Origin of the sequence: Luteibacter pinisoli, from assembly GCF_006385595.1 — a bacterium.
GTDB classification, from domain to species: domain Bacteria; phylum Pseudomonadota; class Gammaproteobacteria; order Xanthomonadales; family Rhodanobacteraceae; genus Luteibacter; species Luteibacter pinisoli.
Genome location: NZ_CP041046.1, coordinates 2,420,064 through 2,441,381, shown reverse-complemented (window position 1 = coordinate 2,441,381; position 21,318 = coordinate 2,420,064). Strand labels below are relative to the sequence as shown.

Here is a 21,318-nt window from a genome sequence, read left to right as displayed (position 1 = left end):
ACATCACCTTACAGCTTCAACGACAGGTCAAGGAAAACGCCACGGCCGGGCAAGCCGAAGTACAGCGCGTCGCCGCTCACGCTCTGCGTGCCGGCATAACCGATGAACTTGTGGACGTTGAAGATGTTGTTGACGTCCATGCTCACCGACCAGCCCTTGCCGGTGGGGCCGCCGTCCTTGCTGCGGTAACCGAGGGCCGCATCGGTCGAGACGTAGCCGGCAAGGCGGTTGTCGTCGACGAAGACCGTGTTGCCGGCGTCGTCCGTGGCATTGTCGCTGCCGTACTGCTTGCCGACGAACTTGGTCATCAGCGAGCCGTAGTAGCCGAGCGGGCTGCTGTAGAGCAGGCCCAGCGCGGCGGTGACCTTCGGTGCCCCGGCAATCTGGGTGTCGGTGTTCTTGTACGTCGCCTTGTTATACGTCGCATTGCCGTAAAGGCTAAGCGTCGGCGTCATCGCCCACGTGCCCTCGACCTCGGCGCCCTTGTAGATCGCGCCGCCCGTATTGAGGTAGGTCTGCTGCTGGCCTTCGTCGGTGTTGACGAACGTGGCCGCCAGATAGTTCGAGAAATCGATGTAGTAGACATCGGCGCCGAAAGTCAGGCCGCGGTCCGCGAAGGCGGTGCCCAGCTGGTAGTTCGTCGTCGTCTCCGGCTTGAGCTGCTTGGAACCGACCAGTTCGATCACGTCGATCGGCGGCGCGAGAAAGCCCTTGGCGACCTGCGCGTACGCGCTCCAGTGGTCACTGAGGCTGTCGTGCAGGCTTAGCGAGGGCAGGGTGGCGTTGTAGTTGGCCGAGTTGTACTGCGAAACCTGGGCGTTTTCCTTGCTGATCGGCGCGTTCATCTGCCGGGTGACGGTGCTGTAGCGCACGCCGGGGCTCAGGGTGAGCGTGTCGGTCAGCATCCAGTCGTACTGCACGTAGGGCTGGAAGGTGTCGGTGCGGTCACGAAGGATGTAGTTGTACTTCGAGCCGTACTTGGTGTTGGTGGGCGTGCCCGTGGTCAGGTCCAGCGGGTACTGGTAGCGCGCGTCCTGGCTGCGTTCCAGCCACGCGCCCGTCTGCAGTTCACCCGGGCCGAGTTCGCGCTCGAAACGCAATACATCGCCGAAGCTGTGGAAGCCGGAGTCCGCGAGCTTGCCCGGTACATCCGTTTTCAGGGTCGATACCTTCTTGCCCGCCGCGTTGTACAGCGTCACGCCGTTGTCCGCTGGGTTGTTATCCGACGCATCGGTGGCCTTGCGCGCCCAGTGGTCGAAGCTGTTGTAGTAAGCCTTGTTGTCGATCGACCACGCGCCCAGCTGCGTCGCGAGGCCCACGTAGGTAAAGTTCGAGTAGTAGGCTGCGTTGTTATAGCCCTTGTAACTCTGCAGCGCCGGATCGTTCCCCAGGCCATAACGCCAGCCGAAATCGGCGATTTCCTGTTTGGTGGCGCCCTGCACCGTGTTCTGGTGTTCGCGGTTGTAGCTGCTGACGAAGGTCAGGGTGGTGGTCGGCGTCAGCGTGGTGATGGTCTTGATGAACGCGTGTTCGCGCTGGTCGTCGGTACCCTTCAGATAGGTGTCGCTCTTCTCCTTCGAGAGATCCGCGAAAATGCGCGTATTACCGAGGGTTTCTTCGGCATTCACGCCACTGGCGAAGGTGTTCCAGCTGCCTGCCGTGGTGTACAGCGTGATGCCATCGACGGCACCAGGATCGCGCGAACGCAGGCCTACCGTGCCGCCGAACGTGGCGTTACCGATGGTGGAACCGCCGCCGGGGCCGCGATCGATTTCAGCCTGGCCCAGGACGTGGTTATTGAAGTACGCCGACGTCGTGTGGTGCAGGTCGCTCGCATCACCGAAAGGAATGCCGTCGAACGTGATGTTGAACTGGCCGTCCTGGAAGCCACGGATGCTGATGCCTTCGTTCTTGCCCATGCCGGGGCCTTCGGGCGACGTCACCGTGACGCTCGGGGCGTACTTGATGATGTCGTCGAAATTCGAGTTGAACCGCAGGCCGTCGCGGATGAAACGCTCGTCGATCACGGAGGTAGGCTGGGTGGCTTCCAGCGGCGGTGCGCTGGGCGCCAGGGTGTCGACCGTATTGGCCTGGACGCTTACCGGGGCGAGGTCGCGGGCGGCGCTTTCGGCGTCGTTGATGGGCGGGAGTGGTGCGGCGCGGCGAGCGGCCGCGGCGCTTTTGTCGGTGCCGGCGCTGGCCACGAGGGTGACGGTGGTCGGCGTGACGAAGCGATAGTCCAGCCCGGTGCCGGCCAGCAAGGCATGCAACTGGCCCCTGGGCTCAAGCCCAGCCGGCACGGCTTTGCTACGCAGGGCATGCACCGCGTCAGGGGTGTATACCACCTGCAGGCCGGTCTGCCGAGCAAAGGTATCGAGCGCCTGGTCCAGTGGCATGGGAGCGATGGGTGCTTCGGTGGCTGCCTGAGCAGCGATGGCGGACGCGGGCAGGGTGCCGAGCAGCAGGGCGAGGTGGAAGGCGAGCTTGGTGCGCATGGGAAAGACTCATGAAGGAGGACGGTGCGCTGCGAACGCATGTCATCTACGAGTCGGCGGCACGCCGGTCGGGTACCGCTATTTCAATGAATTTTTTCTTACAGCCGATGGACGTGTACGCCTTCTGCGTCGCGGCGGACCTTCACGCCGGGCAACGTTTGCAGGTATGCCACGAACCCGGCGGGGTCGCGTGCGTGGAAACGCCCGCTGATGCGCATCTGGCCCAGCGACATGTCTTCGATGAGCAGCGGCGCCTGGCCGTAGTCGTTGAAGCGCCGTGCCACCTCGGCGATCGGTGTATCCCGGAAATCGATCTCGGCTGGAAGCCACGCAAGATCCTGCGTGAGGTCGCTGCGTGGAATGAGCCGGGTGAGGGTTCCATCGGCATCCAGGGTGGCGCCCTGGCCGCCCTGTAGATGTGCAACGACATCCTGGGTGCCGTCACGCGGGGCCAGTACATCGACGCGACCGCTGAGCACGGTCACATCGCTGCTGTTGGCATGGTTGCTCACCTGGAACACCGTGCCGATGTCGCGCAGGACGGTGCGGCCCAGCGTGACGCTCAGCGGCGCCGATGATGCATGGCCCACGTCGATCAGCAGGGTGCCACCAAGGACGGCGATATCACGTCGCTGGTCATCCAGATGGACGCGGATCGCGCTGCCACGATCGAGCTGGATCCGGCTGCCATCGCTGAGCGTCAGGCTTCGGGTCGCGTCCGCGGGTGCGCTGTACACGGTGCCTGCTGCCAGCACGGGGGCATGTGCATGCCAGGCCATGAGGGCGGCAAACGTGACGGCCGCGATGCTGGCCGCCGCGGCCCATGGCCAGTGCCGGCGGCGCGGCGTGACGGCGTGTCGTGGGTTGAAGCGTGACGGCACGCTGGTATGCGGACGCAAGGGCACGACGGCGGGCTCCGCTGCCGCCATCTCGACGAGGGCAGGCGTGTCGAGTGGCTCGCGCCCGGCGGCCTCGCGCATTTCCTCGTGCCACTGGACGATGGCCATGTATTCACCGACGTGCGCGGGCGAGTGGCGTAGCCAGGCGAGAAATGCGTCGCGCGACGATTCGTCCAGCCCTTCGCGGTTGGCGAGCAGCCACTGTGCGGCCTCTTCGGTGATCCGTCGAGCCGCCGCCTGGCGGAGATCGTCATCCATATCGACCCATCCCTTGCCGGCACGCGGCCAATCCCTTGACGATGTACTTCTTCACCATGTGCACCGAGATGTTGAGCTGCGTCGAGATGTCCCGGTAGTTCAGTTCGTCGCGGTAATGCAGCACCAGCACGGTGCGGCATTTCGGCGACAGGCGGGCCATCAGCTCCTGCAGGCGCTTGCTGCGCAGCGCCTGGTCGACGCCGGCAGCGGCCTCGCAGGGCGTGGCGAGCCGGTCAAGCACCTCTTCCACGCCGCCGTCTTCGCGTCCACCCGTCTGCCGACCGCCCGCGCGCTGGCGCAGCAGGTTGGTGGCGACGGTGAACAGGTAGGCCTCGGGATTCCGGATGGAGTCGGGGTCCGCCGAAAGCAGGCGCAGATAGGTTTCCTGGACCAGGTCCTGCGCGTCCCACGCGTGCCCGGCGCGTCGGTGGATATAACGCTGCAGCGGGCCGTCCTGCTCCAGGAGCAGGTGGGATAGGCCCGGAGAGGCGTCTGGCATAGGTGCGCCCTTGCGTCGTAGCCGCCGCGCGGGCGGCAGGCGAAAGCGCGGATGCTAGGGAGGCTTCATGACGGCGGTGTTACCGGTGGGTGTGGCGGGTAAACACATTCGAGTGCCCGCTTACCCAGAGCGCAATGTCCTTCAGCACATGCTGCGAAGGGAAGATCCGGCCGTAGAAGATGAACCAGAGGATGACGATGCCCGTGGCGAGGAGCAGCAGGTGCCATGCGGGAGGGGCGTCGTCACGGCGAAGACCGTGGATGAACCAGGCGGCGACGATGACGCCGAGCGTGGCGCCCATGGTCACCTCTGAAACACTGTGCACCTCCAAGGCAAGTCGCGATATGCCCACGGCGCCGCCGAGCGCCACGCCTGCCGCGATGGCAAGCCACGCGAGCGGCCGGGTCGCCATGCGACGTACCAGCAGGGCGGCAAGGCTTGGCCAGGTCAGCAGGGCCAACGCGGTGTGTCCGCTGAAGCCGGTGTAATCGAGTCCGGGTGGGCCTATGCCCCACGCCATGAAGGCCAGCTTCGAAAGCGCGACCATGCCGCCACACCCGATGGCCGCAAGGATCCAGCGCAGCGCATCGCGCCGTCGTGGTGACATGCCCAGCACGATGGCCATCCACGCGATGACCGGCAGCAGCAGGGCGCTGTCGCCGAAGCTGGTGACGTGATGCCACATCACAAGGCGTGGGGTATGGTGTTTATCATGGTGCCGTCTTGCATCGTGCCTCGTCTTTTCCTATTCGGGAGTGTTCGCCCCGCATGTTCCAACAGATCCTCGTCACCTGCATCGGCAACATCTGCCGCAGCCCGACCGCCGAATACCTCTTCCGTCGCCACCTCGGCGAGGGAAGCACGGTGCAGGTCTCCAGTGCGGGCCTGGGCGCGATGACCGGGCACGGCATCGACTCTACCGCGCTGGAGCTCCTGCGCGAATCAGGTATCGACGGTAGCGCGCACCGTGCGCGCCAGCTGGATCGCTCGCTCCTGCGTCGTGCCGACCTGGTGTTGGCGATGGAGCGGGCCCATGTCGCTTCCATTGTCCGGATGGCGCCGGAAGCGAGTGGGAAGGTATTCCTGCTGGATCGCTGGCTCGACGGGCAGGATATTCCGGACCCCTATCGGCAGGGGCGCCCCGCCTTCGAACATGTCTACAGGCTTATCGATAACAGCGTAAACAGCTGGATGAAATATCTCTAGCCGTAAAACGCGCAGTCAGTCAGTTTTCAGTCCGCTTTGGTCGTGTAGTGTCTGTGGGACATGCCGAGTGCGAAGGACGTGTGTTGAAGGTCCTTCAGTCAGTGCAGTCCTATGTGGGCCCTTTCTTTCAGTTATCTGACGGGCCCTTTAATCCACTTGCCGGACCATCGCTGATCTTGTCTTGGCCTGACGCCCGACAACGCGCATACGGCGCGCTACGTTTCATTGCCCTTGGCGGCCTCGCCCTCGCGCTTATCGCGATACAGGGCTGCTCAGCGGTATCCCGGGGAAGCGTGGAGGCTATCCGTCTCTCCATCCACGGAGAATCGGTGCATCCCACGGCGGAATTCGTGGCAGCGTCGCCGTATTACCAGCTCCAGGCCAACGGGCCACAGGGGCAGGCCATCCTCATTCTCGGCAAAGTGCAGGACGGATTGCTTGGCTGGTACGGCCAGGGCGACGACATCGTCTTTACGCGCAAGGGCCTCGTCGTAAGGACCACCGGTTTTCCGCAGAATCTCTCCAGCACGGTGCCTGGTGCGGTAGATCCCTTTGATGAAGGGCTCCAGCACGTCACTTCGCCCACGACGTATACACGTACGGTGGACTGGTCCCCCGGTTACCGGGGCGGCATCGTGATGCAGGCGACACTGTCGCCTGGCGGCTCGGAGGACATTGAGATCCTCGGCACGGTTCACCATCTGCGCCGCTACGACGAGCGCCTGAGCGGTGCCGGTGGCAGTTTTACCAACCGTTACTGGGTCGATCCGGCCGACGGTTTCATCTGGAAGAGTCGTCAGTACGTCGCGCCTGGCTTTCCGCTCGAGCTGATTCAGCTTCGCCCGTACACCGGATCCGCCGATCAACCGGATACAGCCGTTTATCCGTCCACGGGACGGCTTGCCGAACTGGCCGGGGCGGCACGGGTGAAGCCGGATGCATACGTGGCGGGCGCCGCCTGGTTGCGGCCGTCACTCGTGCCCGACCAGGTCCGGCTGAAAGCGGGCGTGGTGTTTGAACTGGGCGTCATCCGCATGGACGCCCTCAGCCACGGCAAGGACGCACTCGGCACCGATGCCGCGGCCTTCCAGGCCTGGATTACGTCGCTGCCGGTCACCGGGCGCCGCACCAGCGTGGTGCTTGACCCGGCCCAGCTGGAGGTCTCGCCACCCGACAACCTCACGACCGAGCCGGGCGACACCCTCTATTATCCGCAGCGTCCGACCGGGGTTCGTATCGTCGGCGCCGTCGCCAAACCATGCCGCGTGCCTCATGTCGCTCTGCAGGACGCGCGCCGTTATCTCGCCGATTGCCCGCCTTCGAAGGCCGCGGACCCGGACAGGATCTTCGTCATCCAGCCCGACGGTACCGTCTTTCCGCAGAACATCGCGGCATGGAACCGTGACCCGCCGCGCGTGCTCGCGCCGGGCGCATGGATCTACGTGCCGTTCAATCACACCGCCATCCGCGGGGCGACCGACGGGCAGTTCAATGAGGACGCCGCCGCGTTCATCGCCACCCAGCGCTTCGACGTGGAGGGCACGCCTTGAGGCGGCGCCATCCGGCATGGCGGGGCAGTTGCGCCGCCCTGGTGCTCTGGGCGGGTGGCGTCGCCAGCGTCCATGCGCAGGAGTACTACACGCAGAGTGACTTCGGCGGGGTGGGCTTGCTCCAGACGCCGACGGCGCGCATGGCGGAGGAGGGCGAATTCAGTTTCGTACTGAGCCGCACCACCCCGTATACGAACTACAACGTCTCCATGCAGCCGTTGCCGTGGCTGGAAGGAAGCTTCCGCTATACGAATGTCAGTAACCGCCTCTATGGCGCGCGCTCGCTCAGCGGTAGCCAGACCTACAAGGACAAATCCATCGACGTGAAGGCGCGTCTGTGGGAGGAATCGCGCTGGCTGCCTGCGGTGGCCTTTGGCGTGCGTGACGTGGGCGGTACGGGCCTGTTCTCCAGCGAGTACCTGGTGGCCAGCAAGCGCGCCGGCAACTTCGATTTCAGCCTGGGCCTGGCCTGGGGCTATATCGGCAACCGCGGCGATATCGCCAACCCGCTGAACTTCATCAGTGACCGCTTCCGTACCCGCCCGGCCAGCGGCACGGGGGCGACGGGTGCGCTGAGCATCAACAAGTTCCTGCGTGGCCGGCCGGGTTTCATCGGCGGCGTCGAATACCACTCGCCCTGGAAATGGCTGGTGCTGAAGGCCGAGCTGGACGGCAACGATTACAAGAACCAGCCGCAGAAGAACAACCAGCCGCAGCGCTGGCCCGTGAACCTTGGCGCCGTGTTCCGTCTCAACGGCAACGTGGACCTCACCCTGGGTTATGAGCGCGGCAACATCGGGACCGCGGCGCTGACGCTGCACAGCAACCTCGCCAAGCATGTCGGGCCGGAGAAGTCGTTCGATCCGCCGCCGGAGCCGGTGTCGTTTACCAGCGCGCCGGCAGCGGCCGCGCCCCCCGATCTCGGCGCGGGACAAGACGCGGCGCCACCGCCCGACCGCAAACCGCCGGCACAGGTGGACTGGGCCGAGGTCGCCAGGACCTTGAACGCCAATGCGGGCATCAACGTCAGCAGTATTAGCCGGCGTGGCTCGGAACTGGTGATCCAGGGTGAGCAGGAGCGCTTCTTCTATACGGCGGAAGGCGCAGGCCGCGCCACGCGCATTGTCGATAATCGCGTGGATAACAGTATCGACTGGGTCACGGTGACCAGCGAGCGAAACGGCCTGAGCACGGTGGATACCAGCGTGCACCGCCCGCGGTTCATCGAGCTGTTGAACCACGAGATCGACTTGCCCACCTTCCGCCGCAGCGTGGAACAGGACCCGGTGACCTCCCGCGAGGAGGAAGTGCTGTACAACGCCCCACTCAAGCGCTTCACGGGCGGCACGTCCATCGGTTATCAGCAGAGCGTTGGCGGCCCGGATGCCTTCATCTTTTACCAGGTGTATGGCGCGGGATACGGCACTTTCAACTTCAACCGGCACTTGTGGCTGGACGGCGTGCTGGCGGTGAACATCGCCAACAACTACGACAAGTTCCGCTATGACGCGCCCAGCAACCTGCCGCGCGTGCGTACCGACGTGCGCAAATACGTGACCAGTTCGGACATCACGATGCCGAACTTCCAGCTCACCGGCACCCACAAGCTGGGCGAAGATCTCTATGGCATGGCCTACGCCGGCATGCTGGAAAGCATGTACGCGGGCGCCGGCGGTGAAGTGCTCTACCGACCGTTCGGCGAGCACTGGGCCGTGGGTGGCGACATCAACTGGGTGAAGGCCCGCGGGTTTGACCAGGATTTCTCGCTGCGGAAGTACCACGTGATCACCGGGCAGGCCACGGGCTACCTGGATACGGGGTTCCACAACGTCACGCTCGCGGTCAGCGTCGGGCGTTACCTGGCGGGCGACTGGGGCACGACGATTGACGTGTCACGCCAGTTCGCCAACGGCACCCGCATGGGCGCCTATGCCACGGTGACGACCAAGTCGGGTAATGCGGGGTATGGCGAAGGCAGCTTTGACAAGGGCATCTACGTGTCGATCCCGTTTGATGCGCTGCTGCCTAACTCGTCGCGGAACAGGGCGACGCTGATGTGGCAGCCGCTGGTGCGTGACGGTGGCGCCCGCCTGAACAAGCGGTACACCCTGTACACGCTGACCAACGATCTCGACAGCGACCTGTTCGACAAGAACCTGGGGAAGATTTCCCAATAAGCCGGATGGATCACGGCAAGGCGCGCGCCGGTTCACCGGCGCGCGCCTTGGTTCGTTAGCGCTGGAGTGAGCGGCCGCGGCCGATGCCGTAGTAGGCGAGGCCGGCCTCTTCCACCGTGGCCGGGTCGTAGAGATTGCGGCCATCGAACAGGGCGGGTTCCTTCAGGGCCGCCTTCACCCGCGCGAAGTCGGGGCTGCGGAAAGCCTTCCACTCGGTGACCAGGGCGAGGACATCGGCGCCCTTGAGGGCATCGTACGGCGACTCGCAAAGGACGAGGTCATCACGCGTGCCGTAGATGCGTGCCGTTTCTTCGCGGGCCTCCGGATCGTAGGCGCGAACCTTGGCCCCTGCTTCCCAGAGCGCTTCGATGAGTCGCCGGCTCGGCGCTTCACGCATGTCGTCGGTGTTCGGCTTGAACGCCAGGCCCCACAACGCGATGGTCTTGCCAGCGACGTCGCCGTTGAAATGGCGCTGGATCTGCGCGAACAGACGGGTCTTCTGCGTGTGGTTCACGGCCTCGACCATGGCGAGCAATCGCGCGTCGTAGTCGTGTGCGCGGGCGATGCGCTCCAGCGCCTGCACATCCTTCGGGAAGCACGAGCCACCGTAGCCGGCGCCCGGGTAGATGAAGTGGTAGCCAATGCGGGGATCGGAGCCGATACCCTGGCGCACGAGCTCCACGTCCGCCCCGACGCGTTCGGCGATGTTGGCGATCTCGTTCATGAAGCTGATCTTGGTGGCCAGCATCGCGTTGGCGGCGTACTTGGTCAGCTCGGCGGATCGCTCGTCCATCACCACCATGCGGTCGTGGTTGCGGTTGAACGGGGCGTAGAGCTTGCGCAAGCGGCCCACCGCGCGATCGCTCGAGGCGCCGACGACGATCCGGTCCGGGCGAAGGCAATCCTCGACGGCGTCGCCTTCCTTCAGGAATTCGGGGTTGGATACCACGTCGAAGGCGATGCCTTCGCCGCGGCCAGCGAGTACCTCGGCGATGGCATCGCGGACCTTGTCGGCCGTCCCCACGGGTACCGTGGACTTGTTCACGACCACCGCGTAACGGTCGAGGTGCTGGCCGATGGTGCGTGCCACGCTAAGCACGTAGCGCAGGTCGGCACTGCCGTCCTCGTCGGGCGGGGTGCCGACGGCGATGAAGATGATCTCGCCGTGCGCAATGGCCGAGGCCGGGTCCGTGGTGAAATCGAGCTGACCGGCCGCGTGGTTGCGCGTGACGATGGGCTCGAGGCCCGGTTCATAGATGGGGATGACGCCCTTCTTGAGGCCCTCCACCTTGGCTTCGTCGATATCCACGCAGACTACGTGGTTGCCCATTTCCGCGAGACAGGCGCCGGTAACCAAACCCACGTAACCGGTACCAAAGATAGTGACCTTCATTCATGTCGCCTGTAGTGCGGGAAAGATGTCTCCGGCGCCTCCGCTACAACTGACTGTCGCGATCGAGGTTGTATTGGGCGGTCGCTGCGTTATTGATCAGGCCCGAGAGCGGGAGCAGCTGGCTGATGAAGCGGTTCCAGCGTGTAATGCCGGCTGGGCCGACGTAGATCACGTCACCGGGTTTCACCGCGAACTGCGCCGCCACCGCGAAGGCGGCGGGGGACGAATTGTCGAGCTGGAAGATCGAGGCAGGTGCCTTCTCCATGTTCTCGACGCCGCGGATGACATACACCGCCTTGCCGTTTGAACTGGTCTGGTTGAGGCCCCCGGAGCGCCCCAGGGCCTGCGTGAGGCTGAGATCCGTGGTCTTGAACGAGATGGCCTGCGGACGCAGTACCTCGCCCAGGACGTAGACCTCGTGGTTATCGTTGTAGGGCAGGTAGATGCTGTCACCGCCCTTCAGGTACACATCCTGGCCGCCCTGCAAGGTATGGGAGAGCGCGTCCAGGTTCAGGTGGTACTCGCGGTTGTCGCGCCGAAGCACGACGTTGGAGAGGTCCGCCAGCTGCGCGTTGACGCCTGCCGCGCCCACGGCCTGTGACAGCGTGAGCGGCGCGACGGTGATGTTCTGCGGGGACGTATTGGTGAATGCGCCGCCCATCGTGACGCGTTGGCTCGCAAAGCCCACGATGCTGATATCCACCTGGGGCTTGGCGATGTACTTGGTCAGCCGGTCGGAAATCTCCACCCGCAACTGCTCGATGGTGAGGCCCGTGGCCTTGATCTGGCCCACATACGGGTAGAACAGGGTGCCATCCGGGCGCACCAGGCGGCCGTTGGCGGCGGTTTGCTGCTGGGACCCCGCCGGTGAGGTGAGCTCGGGATGCTCCCATACCGTGATGTAAAGCGAATCGCCCGGGCCAATATGGTAGTCGTCGGGCTTGTAGGCGGTCAGCTCGGGATCAAGGCCGGCCGGGGTGGCCGAGGCCTTGTCCATGGCGATCAGCTTGGGGGTAATGGGGACGAGCTGGTAACGCGCGCCAGCGGCGCTCTCCTTGTCGTTCAGCTCGCCGGTGTTCATGTGCTGGCCGGGTGCGAGGACGCAGGCGTGCAGAAGCAGGCAGCATCCGGCCAGACCGAGGGTCGGCAGGAACTTCATCGTGCGCGGATTCCTAGGGTGAAACTCCACTACTTAAACCGACCCAGCATTAACCGATCGGGAACGCATCGGACGTCTGGACGTCCAATTTCCTTACGCACCAACTTAGTGCGTGCCCGTCGTGCCGCCTGTGCCGCCCGTGCCGCCGGTTCCACCCGTGCCACCCGTACCGCCGGTGCCATCGTTACCCGTGCCCGTTGCGGAGTTGGCGGTTGCACCCGTTGCCGCTGCCATGGCAGCTGTGCCGGGGCCGACGCGTGCGGGCGCTACAGCACCTTGCGACGCGTGTCGTGCTTGCGTCGGAGTGGCGACGCGCGGCGCTTGCGCAGGAGTATTTTCGGCATTTCCATTTTCTGCGGCCGGTTGCGCTGCGCGCTGCGTTTGCGCCCACAGTGGTGCAGCAACAGCCAGGATGGTGCATGCAATGAGCAGACGCTTCATGATTTTTCTCCTGCAATGTCGAATCGCGCTGTGGCGAAGAGATGCGTGCTACGCGATACACACGCTGCGTGTTCAGGAACGCGTACGTTCATGCAACACGCATCATCATTCACCGCTATTGACGTGACAACAAGCAAGTCATTCCGCTGAACGTCAAAATTCATCCACTGTTTCTGTGACTCGTGTCAGCTTTTACGTGATACGCGATTGCGGCGAATTTCGTGGCCATGCAGCATCCTCTCATCTCGCGGTGTTGCGATGGTGGTGAACAAAACCGATTCCGGTGGCTCCGCGGAATCGGCCGAACGCGTGTTGGACCGATACGAGATCCTGGATGGAGCCTCGCCGGTGCTACAGGGGGCACGTACCTTGATACGACCGCTTTGCGGGCCGTGTCGCCTGGCAGAAGGTACTTGTCATGCAACTGAAAAAAATCAACGCTTTAGTTGATCTGGAGCTTCATGCGGGTGACCTGATGACGGCGGTCACCGCGGCCCACGTGGCCCATCTGGTGCGCTTTGAGGGCGCAGCCATGGACAGCACCTACGCGGCTGCCATGGTCATGCTCGTGCTGATGACCCTGGTCATATCCATGGGCTTGCGTGTGTACGAGCAACCGCTTGGCGAACGCCCGATCAGTCAATATTTGCGCATCGCAGCATCGTGGGCTGCGTCGTTTGTCGGTCTCATGGTGATGGGATATCTGCTGAAACTCGGCGACACGTTCTCACGTGGCTGGGTGTTGCTGACATTCGCGCTTGGGCTTGTCGGATTCGCGCTGGTACGACTCATCGCGCTTGTTGCATTGCGTCGCCTTCGTGAGCGTGGCGAAGGTATTGCACGCTGTCTCCTCGTCGGTGCGACCGATTCAGGTTTGCACATGCTTGAACAGGTGCGTGGCAATGCCGCACTGGGCATGGATATCACCGCGTACGTCAAAACGAGCTACGACCACGGCGTGCCCGAAGGCGTTCCGCTCGCAGGTTCGCTCCTTGAACTCGAAGACATCCTCCAGCGCGGTGAATGGGACGAGGTGCTCATCGCACTGCCGGTGAGTGCAAATCGCGCGATCACCTACGCCATGGACCGCATGGAGCAGTTCGTGGTCACGGTGAAGCTCGTGCCGGACCTGCTCGGCCGGCAGCTCATCAACCACCAGATGGAAGATTGCGGCGGCGTGCCTATCGTTACGCTGCGCACCAGCCCGCTGGAAGGCCAGGCATGGCTGGTGAAGAACATCGAAGACCGCGTGCTGGCCGCCGGTATCCTGCTCATGATCTCGCCGCTGATGTTGGCGCTTGCCATCGGCGTGAAGCTCTCCAGCCCCGGCCCCGTGCTCTATCGCCAGCGCCGCATCGGCCTGGATGGCAAGGAGTTCGAGATGATGAAGTTCCGCTCCATGCCCGTGGACATGGAGAAAAGCGGCAAGGTCGCGTGGGGCGGTGCGCAGAACAAGACCACCACCCGATTCGGCAAATTCATTCGCCAGACCAGCCTGGATGAGCTGCCGCAGTTCCTGAACGTGTTGCGTGGAGACATGTCCATCGTCGGCCCGCGCCCTGAGCGGCCCATGTTCGTGGAGCAGTTCAAGGGGGAGATCGACGGCTACATGCACAAGCACCTGGTCAAGGCCGGGATCACCGGCTGGGCCCAGGTGAATGGGTGGCGCGGGGATACCGATCTCACCCGGCGCATCGAGCATGATCTTTACTACATCAACCACTGGTCGCTCGGTTTCGACCTGCGGATCATCTTCATGACCCTGTTCAAGGGCTTCGTCCACAGTGAAAAGCAGTCATCGTCGCGGACAGGGCTGGTGGCCGGTGCCGCACCTGAGGCCGCCACCGCTCCGCAAACGCCCGTCGTTGTCGTAGAAGAGGCGCAGTAGACCTTGAAGATCCTGATTTGTGGTGGCGCGGGCTATGTCGGCTCGCACATGGTGCGCTACGTGCTGGATAACGGCCACGACGTGGTGGTGTACGACAACCTCTCCACGGGGCACCGAGGCTCGGTGCCCCAGGGGGTGCCGCTGGTGCACGGGGATATCGGTGACGCGGGCAAGCTCGCCCGGGTGTTCGCGGAACACCGTTTCGATGCGGTGATGCACTTCTGCGCGCGTTCGCTGGTGGGCGAGTCCGTCACCGATCCGTATGCGTACTACGAGAACAACGTAGGCAATACGATCTCGCTGCTGGAGGCGATGCGACATGCGTCCGTGGATCGCATCGTGTTCTCGTCGACGGCAGCGGTATTCGGGCACCCGGTGTCGGACACCATTGATGAGACGCACCCGACCGTGCCCATCAATCCCTACGGCCAAAGCAAGCTGATGATCGAGCAGGTTCTGGCCGATGCTGCCAAGGCGTATGGGCTCCGCTCCGTGGCCCTGCGTTATTTCAATGCCGCGGGTGCGTCATCGTGTGGTTCCATCGGCGAGGCCCACGACCCCGAAACACACCTTATCCCCAACGTGCTGAAAGCGGTGCTGGGACAGGGCAAGGGCCTGAAGGTGTTCGGTACGGACTACGACACCCGCGACGGCACCTGCGTACGTGACTACGTCCACGTCAGCGACCTCGCCTCGGCGCACATGCTGGCCATTGATTACATGGCGCGCAACGAAGGCGCATTCACCTTCAACCTGGGCAACGGTGAAGGTTTCAGCGTTCGCGAAGTGATCGCGGCGGCGGAGAAGGTGACGGGGCGACCGGTGCCGCACGAGTTCGCCGAGCGTCGGGCCGGCGACCCCGCCACCCTGGTCGCCTCGAGCCAGCAGGCGCGCGACGAGCTGGGCTGGCAGCCCGCCATGGCGCGAATGGAGGACATCCTCGCCAGCGCATGGAACTGGCACCTGCAACCCCGCTTCTGACGGCGGGGCTTCGGTTTCGGGTCAGGCGCCGGCGAGCTGCCCGATGCGGGTCATCGCATCGGGTACGGCCTTGCCATCGGCGAAGCAGGACTTCACCAGCGCATTAACCTGGGCCAGGGTGGGCCGGTGATCACGAAAGCGCTGCAGCATGGCGTGGTCCGTCGCATCCATCCGGTTCTCGGCCAGGCGCGTGGCCTGCGCCACCTTCATATCGATGCCCGGGGACGCCGGGGAAACGACGATGTTGTCGTGGATGGCCGTGCTGCTCGGCACGCCTTTCCAGCTGGTAGCCTTGAACACCGTCACCTCGGCGCCGGCGATGGGCTTCTCGGGGATGATGATGATGTTGTTGTAGATCTGGCTGCCATCGACGGGCCCAGAGATGCGCAGGCTCGCGCTGTCGGTCTTGCGCAGGGCGTCGTTGATGCTGACGTTGAAGCGGACGACCGTGCCGGAGTTGCCGATGTCGCCCGCGCTGCGCCCGTCGTTACAGACCAGTGCCATGCCGCCGATGTTGTCGTGGCTGTAGTTGTACTGGATCACCGTGTTGCGGCAGTGGAAATCGGCGTCGAAGCCCTGGCCATCCGCGTAGGCCTTGTGGTCGCTGACCTCGTTGTACTGGATGGTGGTGTTGTCGCAGTCGAACGGCCAGATGCCGGCGGCCGCTTCACCACGTGGGAGCGGGCCGCACTGGCTGACCGTGTTGTGCTCGACCAGGGCGCCATCGCAGCCCTTGATCAGGATGGCGTCTCCCGGCACCCGGGTGATCCGGTTGCCGCGGACGACCACGCCCGTTCCCAGGCCGCCCTTCCGGCTGCCGGCGGCAAGGAAGAGAATGCCGTCACGCTGGGCATTGTCCAGGACATTATCGGCAATGGTAAGGCCGTCGTAGCGGGTTGGCTTGTTGGCGCCCCTGGCTTCGATGAGGATGCCGCTACCGCCGCCATCCTTCTTCACCGGCACGCCGTTGACATCACGGACGTGCAGGCCCTGCAAGGTGATGCCATGCACGACGCCGGCATCCTGGTGGAACAGGTGTACGCCCGTGCGTTTCGCTGCCGGCTGTGGCCCCTGGTTCGAGATCTCCAGGTTGCGCACCGTCCAGTATTCGATGTTCTGCAGGCGGAGCGTCGATGGCGCCTTGCCGTCGGCATGCAGGTGGGGCAGCGCACCCTGGCCATAGGCATCCACCACGATCGGCGCGCCGGCGCTACCCGAACCCCTCGGCAGGAATGCCCCCGGGTAGTCGCCGCCACGTTTGAACAGGATGCGATCGCCCGGGGCGAAGGTCTCTTTGTTCAGCCGGTCCAGGCTGCGGAAGGCCTGCGCCTCGCTGCTGCCCGCGTGGCCATCGTCACCCGCGTGGGCGTCAACGTAGAACGTTCGCTTGGCGGCCGCGGCCTTGACGTGGCGTAGCGGATAGATCGCGAGCATGGCCAGCGCGAGGCTGGTGTGGCGCAGGAAAGTCCGGCGGTCCATGGGCAGCCTCCGTGGCGTCAGCGACGCTCACTCAGGGAATAGCGGTACACGCCGCCGTGCTTCCTCAGCATGTAGGCGAAGCCAGCGAGGTGCTTGATGGCGAGTTTCGAGAACTTGCGCGTCCGCCGCTTGTAGTCGTGGACGATGGAGATGCGCCGCGAATAATAGTTGCGCAAGCCGAGCTTGCGGGTGCGTACGCAGAACTCCGCGTCTTCCGGGCCGAAGAAGATCCGGTCGTCGTAACCCATCAGCAGCGCGGCGGTCTTCTTGGTGAAGGTCTGGTTCGCGCCAAGGACGTAGTCCACTTCCATCGGATCGGCCTCGTTCTCGAACGTTGTGTCGGTCATGAGGTGGCGGTCCAGCTCGCGCTGCACGAAACCCAGCTTGCGGCTGGCCGGGATCCGCGCGGCGATGGGCTGGTAGAAGCGCGGAAAGCGCCGCGTGGAGTCCTGTCGGGTGCGGTCCACGTTCAGCAGCTCGAAGCCGACGACGCCCGCGTCCGGATGCTCCCGGAAGAACGTGTCCACGACGGCGCCGGGGTCGCTGGTCAGGAAGATGGTGTCGTTATCCAGCGTCATGCAGTACTTGCCGCGGGACAGGAACAGGCCGCGGTTGCGCGCCGGGCCCACGCCAAGGTTGGTCTCCAGCGGGAAGTAACGGATCTGCGGAAGGGTGGCGACGAATTCGGCGCTGCCATCCCGTGAGCCGTTGTCCACCACAATCACTTCATCCAGGGCGAAATCCACCTTGTCCATGAGGGACAGCAGGCAGCGCTCGAGGTTGGCGAGCTCGTTCCAGGTGATGATGATGATCGACAGGCGCTTCTCAGCCTCGCTCATGACGATGTTCCTAGGGGGGCGTGGGTTTTCAGGGATGAGGGGGTGATGACGGCGTTGGCTTTCACCACATAGTTATCCGGGATGACCACGGGCCCGAAGATGCAGGCGCCCGTGCCAATCGTGACGTTGTCACCGATGACGGGCGTGCCGTCACCAGGGAAGCGGTTACCGATGCAGACGCGCGCATACAGCGTGCAGTTGCGGCCAATCGTGGTCTTGCCGTTGATGATCACGCCGAAGGCATGGAAGATCACCAGCCCCGGGCCGATCGTCGCTGTCGTTGGCACGTAGCTCTTGAAGATGAACTCGGCGACTTTCTCCAGCACCCGCAGCGGCGTGTGGAACACCGTGCCGCGCGCGCTGGCGATGACGCGATAGGTGAGGATCACCCAGAACGACTGGTCCAGCATCCACCAGATCATGCCCCGCCATCCGGGCATCGCCTTCAGGCGACGGGCGTCCGCGCGAAAATCACTGAGCATGGGCGGGCTCCGGCAGGGGAATAGGTGCCTTGCTGCGTAGCCAGGCCCGTCGTGCTTTTTCGTGTTCGCCCGCTTCCGCCTTCAGGCGCCGGTGGCGTACCTCCTGGCGGGCGTAGAACATGCCGACGAAGAACCAGAAGTACGCTTCGTAGCCACTGAACTCGATGCAGGCGAGCATCAGGTAGAGCAGCAGGAAGGCCTTCACGTTGGTGTTCTGGCCTTCGGTCTTCGAGAACAGGATGTGGGCGCACATGACGAGGAAGAGCAGGGCTGACTGCAGGCCGCCCTCAAGCAGGAACTGCAGGTAGATGTTGTGGACGTTGTTTTCCACGAACTTCAGGCCCGAGATCTGCTCCATGATCGGCACGCCGTTGCCCACGCCGTAGCCGAGCAGGTTTTGTTTCAGGGCCACGCCGGCATTGGTCCACAGGGCGAGGCGGCCCACGTTCTTGTGTTCCAGCTGGGTCTCGGCCTGGAGGTTGAAGCGGTCCAGCACCGGTACATCGATAACCTGCGAGAGGATCAGGCCGACGACGAGTACCACCATCGCCACGCAGAAGAACGTGTAGAAGTAGTAATGCCGGGTCTTCCGCATGCGCCAGGCAGCAATGAAGATGGAGACGGCGGCGCCGATCAGGCCGGCGCGCGAGAGCATGGTGGCGCTGGTCAGGAAGGCGATGCCGGCGGCGATGGGATAGGCCCGGGTCCCGATCAGCAGGATGGACAGCAAGGCCAGCAGGCTGGCTTCGATGTTGCGGCCGCCCGTGGACATGTACAGCACGCTCGAGGCTGTCTCGCTTCGCGTATAGATCGAGCCAAGGGCATTGGCGTAGGCGATGTCGCGCAGGATCAGGAAGGTGAAGCAGCAGCCCAGCATCCAGATGAAGATCTTGCGCAGCTCCATCTCGGCCAGCTTGTGGCCGAACACCATGCCCAGGAAATAGGACGACGCCACGAAGACGATCAGGGTGGAGCGCAGGCCGCCACCGTACGTGGCGGCGGCCGCCAGCGAGGTCGTCGTCACCACGGCGATGAACGCCGTCGCCGGGTTCAGCTTCAGGTACCTCGCCGCCGGCAGGTAGAGCACCGGCATGATCAGCAGCAGGAGATGGTAGACGTTGATATGCGTCTTGCTGGTGGTGCTGTGCCCAAGCGGAATCTGGACGAAGATCATCGCCATGAGGGTGATCGCCGTGGCCCGGGTCTTGTTGAGCACCATCAGCCGAGCGCCACGCCGAAGAATTTGTGGATCAGCACCTTCATGGTGGACTTGTAGCCGCCCAGGGAGGCGTTGCGGGCGATGTCCCGCAGCGGCGGCCGCTCCCGGTTCATCACGTACTGGATGTTGCGGTGGTTGCGCTGCTGGTCGGCGCTCATCAGGCCGGCATGCTTGGCGATGAAGCGCTGGCTGCCTTCGGCGCGCTTGTTCGAGTTGCGGATGCGGGCCCGGCTACGGTCGTCGTCGACGAAGGAGAGCAGGTGGCGGGAGCGCACGGCCGTACCGTAACGGTCGGCCAGGCGGATCCACATGTCGTAGTCCTGCCAGCTCGGCATGTCTTCGTCGAAGCCGCCCAGCTCACGCATCCGCGACAGCTCCGTGAGCACCTGGTTGCCTGCGTGGTTGGCGTAGAGCAGGGCAGGCAGGGTGAGCTCATCGGCCTTTGCCAGTTCGGCCGCTGAGTAGCGGCGGTCGCGCAGCATGTCCACCTGCTGCTGATCCTGGAAGTACTTGAAGCGCGTGCAGGCGAATGACGGGGCGTGGGTGACGTAAAGGTCGACCAGGCAGGCCACGCGCTGCGGATGGAAGAAGTCGTCATCGTCCAGGCCGGTGACGTAGGTGCCACGGGCGTGCTCGATGCAGCGGTTGCGCGCGCGGCAGGCGCCTTGCGGCGTGTCATTGCGCAGGTAGGTGAACTTGCCGGGGTAGCGCTCGATGTACGAGGCCACGACGTCGGGCGTGTCGTCTTCCGAGGCCTCGTCGCACACCAGGATCTCGATCTCGTCGTAGCTCTGGGCCAGGACGGAGTCGATCGCCCGGCGCAGCAAGGCGGAGCGGTTACGCGTGGGGATGTAGACACTTACCAGCGCCATGGCGTGTTCGCTCCTGGGGTGGGAAGGCGGCAGGCGTGCATCTCAGGCACCCACCGGCGTGGCGTAACGGGACAGGAAAACGCTGCGGTTGCGCCAGGCGACCCACAGCAGCGGCGGCGCGGCGAACACAAAGCGGACGACGCAGGCCTTCCAGTCGTCGGCGGGATAGATCGCCACCGCGACCATCAGGAAGGCATACGGCACGACGCTTTCCAGCGTCCAGGCGCTGAAGAAGTCGCGCGGCGTGATGCTGATGATCTTCGACGAGAAGAAGTAATACGACAGCACCGTGGACAGCACCTGGCTGAAAGCGAGCGCCACGGCCATGGTCTCGAGCGAGCGCGACATCGCGCCGGCCACGCTCACCACCAGCGTGATGCCACAGATCTTCAGGTTCCAGGCAAATTCGACATCCGAGCGACCCAGGCTCTGGCTGAGCGCGCCGATGAGCGAGCCCAGGGGGCGCAGCATGCCGAACAGCAGCATCAGCGGAATGAGGTGGGCCACGCCGTCATAGCGGTGGCCGTAGAGCAGGGTGACCGCCAGCGGTGCCGCCACGGCCAGGCCGATGAAGACCGTGGCGCTGAACAGGGACACGCCGCGCAGGCCGAGGAGGTAGATCCGGCGCAGGGCGGCGGGGTCGCCTTGCAAGGTGGCCAGGCGGGGCAGCGCCAGGCGTTGCGCCACCGGCATGATCAGCTTGGTGGGTTGCAGCACCAGTTCCTTGGCCAGCGAGTACACGCCCAGCGAGGCCAGGCCGAGGAACTTGCCGAGGACGATCTGATCCGCCTGGCTGCGCAGCTGGTTGATCACCTGTGAGCCGAGCTGGAAGGCACCATAGCGCAGGGCTTCCCCGATAATCGGCCGGTCGAACTCGCGGCCCGGGTGCCAGTCGCGCTCGGCCGCGACCACGAAGAGCGCAAGGCGGACGAAGCTGTTGACGATCATCGCCCACACCGCCGCCTCGATGGACGCACCGAACCCCAGCACAATCACCACCAGCGTGGCCAGTCCGGACAGGCGACCCACGACTTCGATGCGGGCCAGTCGGGGGATCTGGAACGCCTTGATCAGGCTGGCCTGGTACTGGGCGGCAAGGCCAAGCATCACGAAGTTCAGCGTGGACAGGCGTAGCAGCGACCCCAGCACGTCGGACTGGTAGAAATCGGCGACCGCATAGGACGACACGAAGAGCACGGCGGCCGAGACCACGCCAAGCCCCACGCTGATGAAGAACAGCGAGGTGCGCTCCGGCCGGCTGATAGCCTGCCGGTGGATCAGGTAGCTCGACAGCCCCATGTCCTGGAGTAGGGTGGCGATGGCGTTGACGACGTTGACGATGGCCAGCGCGCCGAGCAGGTGCGCATCGACGTGATGGGCCAGGAGCGCTATCTGCAGCAACTGGCTGAGCGCGCTGACCACGGTGGATCCTGCGGTCCATGCGGCGTCGCGGCGTACGGAAGGCATCGTCGCGTCTCCTG

18 protein-coding genes are annotated in these 21,318 nt (G+C 64.3%); 5 read left to right on the top strand and 13 right to left on the bottom strand.

Features of this window, described 5'->3' with window-relative positions:
* Nucleotides 1–8 precede the first annotated feature (8 nt).
* The 4 genes from FIV34_RS11060 to FIV34_RS11045 form a co-directional block, all read right to left on the bottom strand.
* Nucleotides 9–2,495, bottom strand: a complete 2,487-nt coding sequence (locus tag FIV34_RS11060) for a TonB-dependent receptor (protein ID WP_139982671.1) — start codon at nt 2,493–2,495, stop codon at nt 9–11.
* 98 nt (nt 2,496–2,593) lie between these two features.
* Complete coding sequence (locus tag FIV34_RS11055; protein ID WP_139982669.1) at nt 2,594–3,652, bottom strand: FecR family protein; 1,059 nt, start codon at nt 3,650–3,652, stop codon at nt 2,594–2,596.
* A complete protein-coding gene (locus FIV34_RS11050; protein ID WP_139982667.1) occupies nt 3,645–4,151 on the bottom strand; it encodes an RNA polymerase sigma factor in 507 nt (168 codons plus the stop codon). The genes FIV34_RS11055 and FIV34_RS11050 overlap by 8 nt, the downstream gene beginning before the upstream one ends.
* Nucleotides 4,152–4,230: 79 nt before the next feature.
* Entirely contained in the window at nt 4,231–4,836 is a 606-nt protein-coding gene (locus FIV34_RS11045; protein WP_139982665.1) for a phosphatase PAP2 family protein, read from the bottom strand.
* Nucleotides 4,837–4,919: 83 nt separating this feature from the next.
* On the opposite strand from FIV34_RS11045, the gene FIV34_RS11040 reads away from it, so the two are divergent.
* The 3 genes from FIV34_RS11040 to FIV34_RS11030 all read left to right on the top strand — a co-directional run bounded on the left by FIV34_RS11040 (nt 4,920) and on the right by FIV34_RS11030 (nt 9,084).
* Complete coding sequence (locus FIV34_RS11040) at nt 4,920–5,357, top strand: low molecular weight protein-tyrosine-phosphatase (protein WP_139982663.1); 438 nt, start codon at nt 4,920–4,922, stop codon at nt 5,355–5,357.
* Nucleotides 5,358–5,440: 83 nt separating this feature from the next.
* Nucleotides 5,441–6,907, top strand: coding sequence for a YjbF family lipoprotein (locus FIV34_RS11035; protein ID WP_139982661.1), 1,467 nt, complete (start codon nt 5,441–5,443; stop codon nt 6,905–6,907).
* A complete protein-coding gene (locus FIV34_RS11030) occupies nt 6,904–9,084 on the top strand; it encodes a YjbH domain-containing protein (protein ID WP_139982659.1) in 2,181 nt (726 codons plus the stop codon). Before FIV34_RS11035 ends, FIV34_RS11030 begins: the two co-directional genes overlap by 4 nt.
* Nucleotides 9,085–9,139: 55 nt before the next feature.
* On the opposite strand, the gene FIV34_RS11025 is transcribed toward FIV34_RS11030, so the two are convergent.
* The 3 genes from FIV34_RS11025 to FIV34_RS21365 all read right to left on the bottom strand — a co-directional run bounded on the left by FIV34_RS11025 (nt 9,140) and on the right by FIV34_RS21365 (nt 11,870).
* Nucleotides 9,140–10,477, bottom strand: coding sequence for a UDP-glucose dehydrogenase family protein (locus FIV34_RS11025; RefSeq protein ID WP_139982657.1), 1,338 nt, complete (start codon nt 10,475–10,477; stop codon nt 9,140–9,142).
* A gap of 43 nt (nt 10,478–10,520) precedes the next feature.
* Nucleotides 10,521–11,636, bottom strand: coding sequence for a polysaccharide biosynthesis/export family protein (locus FIV34_RS11020; protein WP_170207587.1), 1,116 nt, complete (start codon nt 11,634–11,636; stop codon nt 10,521–10,523).
* A 105-nt stretch (nt 11,637–11,741) separates the two neighbouring features.
* Nucleotides 11,742–11,870 (bottom strand): hypothetical protein, encoded by a 129-nt coding sequence (locus FIV34_RS21365; RefSeq protein ID WP_281286815.1) that lies wholly within the window; start codon nt 11,868–11,870, stop codon nt 11,742–11,744.
* A gap of 625 nt (nt 11,871–12,495) precedes the next feature.
* Here FIV34_RS21365 and FIV34_RS11015 point away from each other — a divergent pair.
* Both FIV34_RS11015 and galE read left to right on the top strand, forming a co-directional pair.
* Nucleotides 12,496–13,965, top strand: a complete 1,470-nt coding sequence (locus FIV34_RS11015) for an undecaprenyl-phosphate glucose phosphotransferase (protein ID WP_139982655.1) — start codon at nt 12,496–12,498, stop codon at nt 13,963–13,965.
* Between the two features lie 3 nt (nt 13,966–13,968).
* Entirely contained in the window at nt 13,969–14,946 is a 978-nt protein-coding gene (gene galE, locus FIV34_RS11010) for a UDP-glucose 4-epimerase GalE (RefSeq protein ID WP_139982653.1), read from the top strand.
* A 21-nt stretch (nt 14,947–14,967) separates the two neighbouring features.
* Here the strand turns inward: galE and FIV34_RS11005 are convergent, their stop codons facing one another.
* Genes FIV34_RS11005 through FIV34_RS10980 form a run of 6 tightly spaced genes read right to left on the bottom strand, consistent with a single transcriptional unit; the run spans nt 14,968 to nt 21,304 of the window.
* Nucleotides 14,968–16,425 (bottom strand): right-handed parallel beta-helix repeat-containing protein, encoded by a 1,458-nt coding sequence (locus FIV34_RS11005; RefSeq protein WP_139982651.1) that lies wholly within the window; start codon nt 16,423–16,425, stop codon nt 14,968–14,970.
* Nucleotides 16,426–16,442: 17 nt separating this feature from the next.
* Complete coding sequence (locus FIV34_RS11000; RefSeq protein ID WP_139982649.1) at nt 16,443–17,264, bottom strand: glycosyltransferase family 2 protein; 822 nt, start codon at nt 17,262–17,264, stop codon at nt 16,443–16,445.
* Nucleotides 17,261–17,746 (bottom strand): serine O-acetyltransferase, encoded by a 486-nt coding sequence (locus FIV34_RS10995; protein ID WP_139982647.1) that lies wholly within the window; start codon nt 17,744–17,746, stop codon nt 17,261–17,263. Before FIV34_RS10995 ends, FIV34_RS11000 begins: the two co-directional genes overlap by 4 nt.
* A complete protein-coding gene (locus FIV34_RS10990) occupies nt 17,736–18,965 on the bottom strand; it encodes an O-antigen ligase family protein (protein WP_139982645.1) in 1,230 nt (409 codons plus the stop codon). Before FIV34_RS10990 ends, FIV34_RS10995 begins: the two co-directional genes overlap by 11 nt.
* Nucleotides 18,965–19,837, bottom strand: coding sequence for a glycosyltransferase family 2 protein (locus tag FIV34_RS10985; protein WP_139982643.1), 873 nt, complete (start codon nt 19,835–19,837; stop codon nt 18,965–18,967). Before FIV34_RS10985 ends, FIV34_RS10990 begins: the two co-directional genes overlap by 1 nt.
* Nucleotides 19,838–19,879: 42 nt before the next feature.
* Nucleotides 19,880–21,304, bottom strand: a complete 1,425-nt coding sequence (locus FIV34_RS10980; protein ID WP_139982641.1) for an MOP flippase family protein — start codon at nt 21,302–21,304, stop codon at nt 19,880–19,882.
* Nucleotides 21,305–21,318: the final 14 nt, after the last annotated feature.

What these genes read in the sequence shown, in the direction of transcription:
- FIV34_RS11060 (WP_139982671.1), bottom strand. Translation starts at nt 2,495, where the DNA reads ATGCGCACCAAGCTCGCCTTCCACCTCGCCCTGCTGCTCGGCACCCTG.
- FIV34_RS11055 (WP_139982669.1), bottom strand. Translation starts at nt 3,652, where the DNA reads ATGGATGACGATCTCCGCCAGGCGGCGGCTCGACGGATCACCGAAGAG.
- FIV34_RS11050 (WP_139982667.1), bottom strand. Translation starts at nt 4,151, where the DNA reads ATGCCAGACGCCTCTCCGGGCCTATCCCACCTGCTCCTGGAGCAGGAC.
- FIV34_RS11045 (WP_139982665.1), bottom strand. Translation starts at nt 4,836, where the DNA reads ATGTGGCATCACGTCACCAGCTTCGGCGACAGCGCCCTGCTGCTGCCG.
- FIV34_RS11040 (WP_139982663.1), top strand. Translation starts at nt 4,920, where the DNA reads ATGTTCCAACAGATCCTCGTCACCTGCATCGGCAACATCTGCCGCAGC.
- FIV34_RS11025 (WP_139982657.1), bottom strand. Translation starts at nt 10,477, where the DNA reads ATGAAGGTCACTATCTTTGGTACCGGTTACGTGGGTTTGGTTACCGGC.
- FIV34_RS11020 (WP_170207587.1), bottom strand. Translation starts at nt 11,636, where the DNA reads ATGAAGTTCCTGCCGACCCTCGGTCTGGCCGGATGCTGCCTGCTTCTG.
- FIV34_RS21365 (WP_281286815.1), bottom strand. Translation starts at nt 11,870, where the DNA reads ATGGCAGCGGCAACGGGTGCAACCGCCAACTCCGCAACGGGCACGGGT.
- FIV34_RS11015 (WP_139982655.1), top strand. Translation starts at nt 12,496, where the DNA reads ATGCAACTGAAAAAAATCAACGCTTTAGTTGATCTGGAGCTTCATGCG.
- FIV34_RS11005 (WP_139982651.1), bottom strand. Translation starts at nt 16,425, where the DNA reads ATGGACCGCCGGACTTTCCTGCGCCACACCAGCCTCGCGCTGGCCATG.
- FIV34_RS11000 (WP_139982649.1), bottom strand. Translation starts at nt 17,264, where the DNA reads ATGAGCGAGGCTGAGAAGCGCCTGTCGATCATCATCATCACCTGGAAC.
- FIV34_RS10995 (WP_139982647.1), bottom strand. Translation starts at nt 17,746, where the DNA reads ATGCTCAGTGATTTTCGCGCGGACGCCCGTCGCCTGAAGGCGATGCCC.
- FIV34_RS10990 (WP_139982645.1), bottom strand. Translation starts at nt 18,965, where the DNA reads ATGGTGCTCAACAAGACCCGGGCCACGGCGATCACCCTCATGGCGATG.
- FIV34_RS10985 (WP_139982643.1), bottom strand. Translation starts at nt 19,837, where the DNA reads ATGGCGCTGGTAAGTGTCTACATCCCCACGCGTAACCGCTCCGCCTTG.
- FIV34_RS10980 (WP_139982641.1), bottom strand. Translation starts at nt 21,304, where the DNA reads ATGCCTTCCGTACGCCGCGACGCCGCATGGACCGCAGGATCCACCGTG.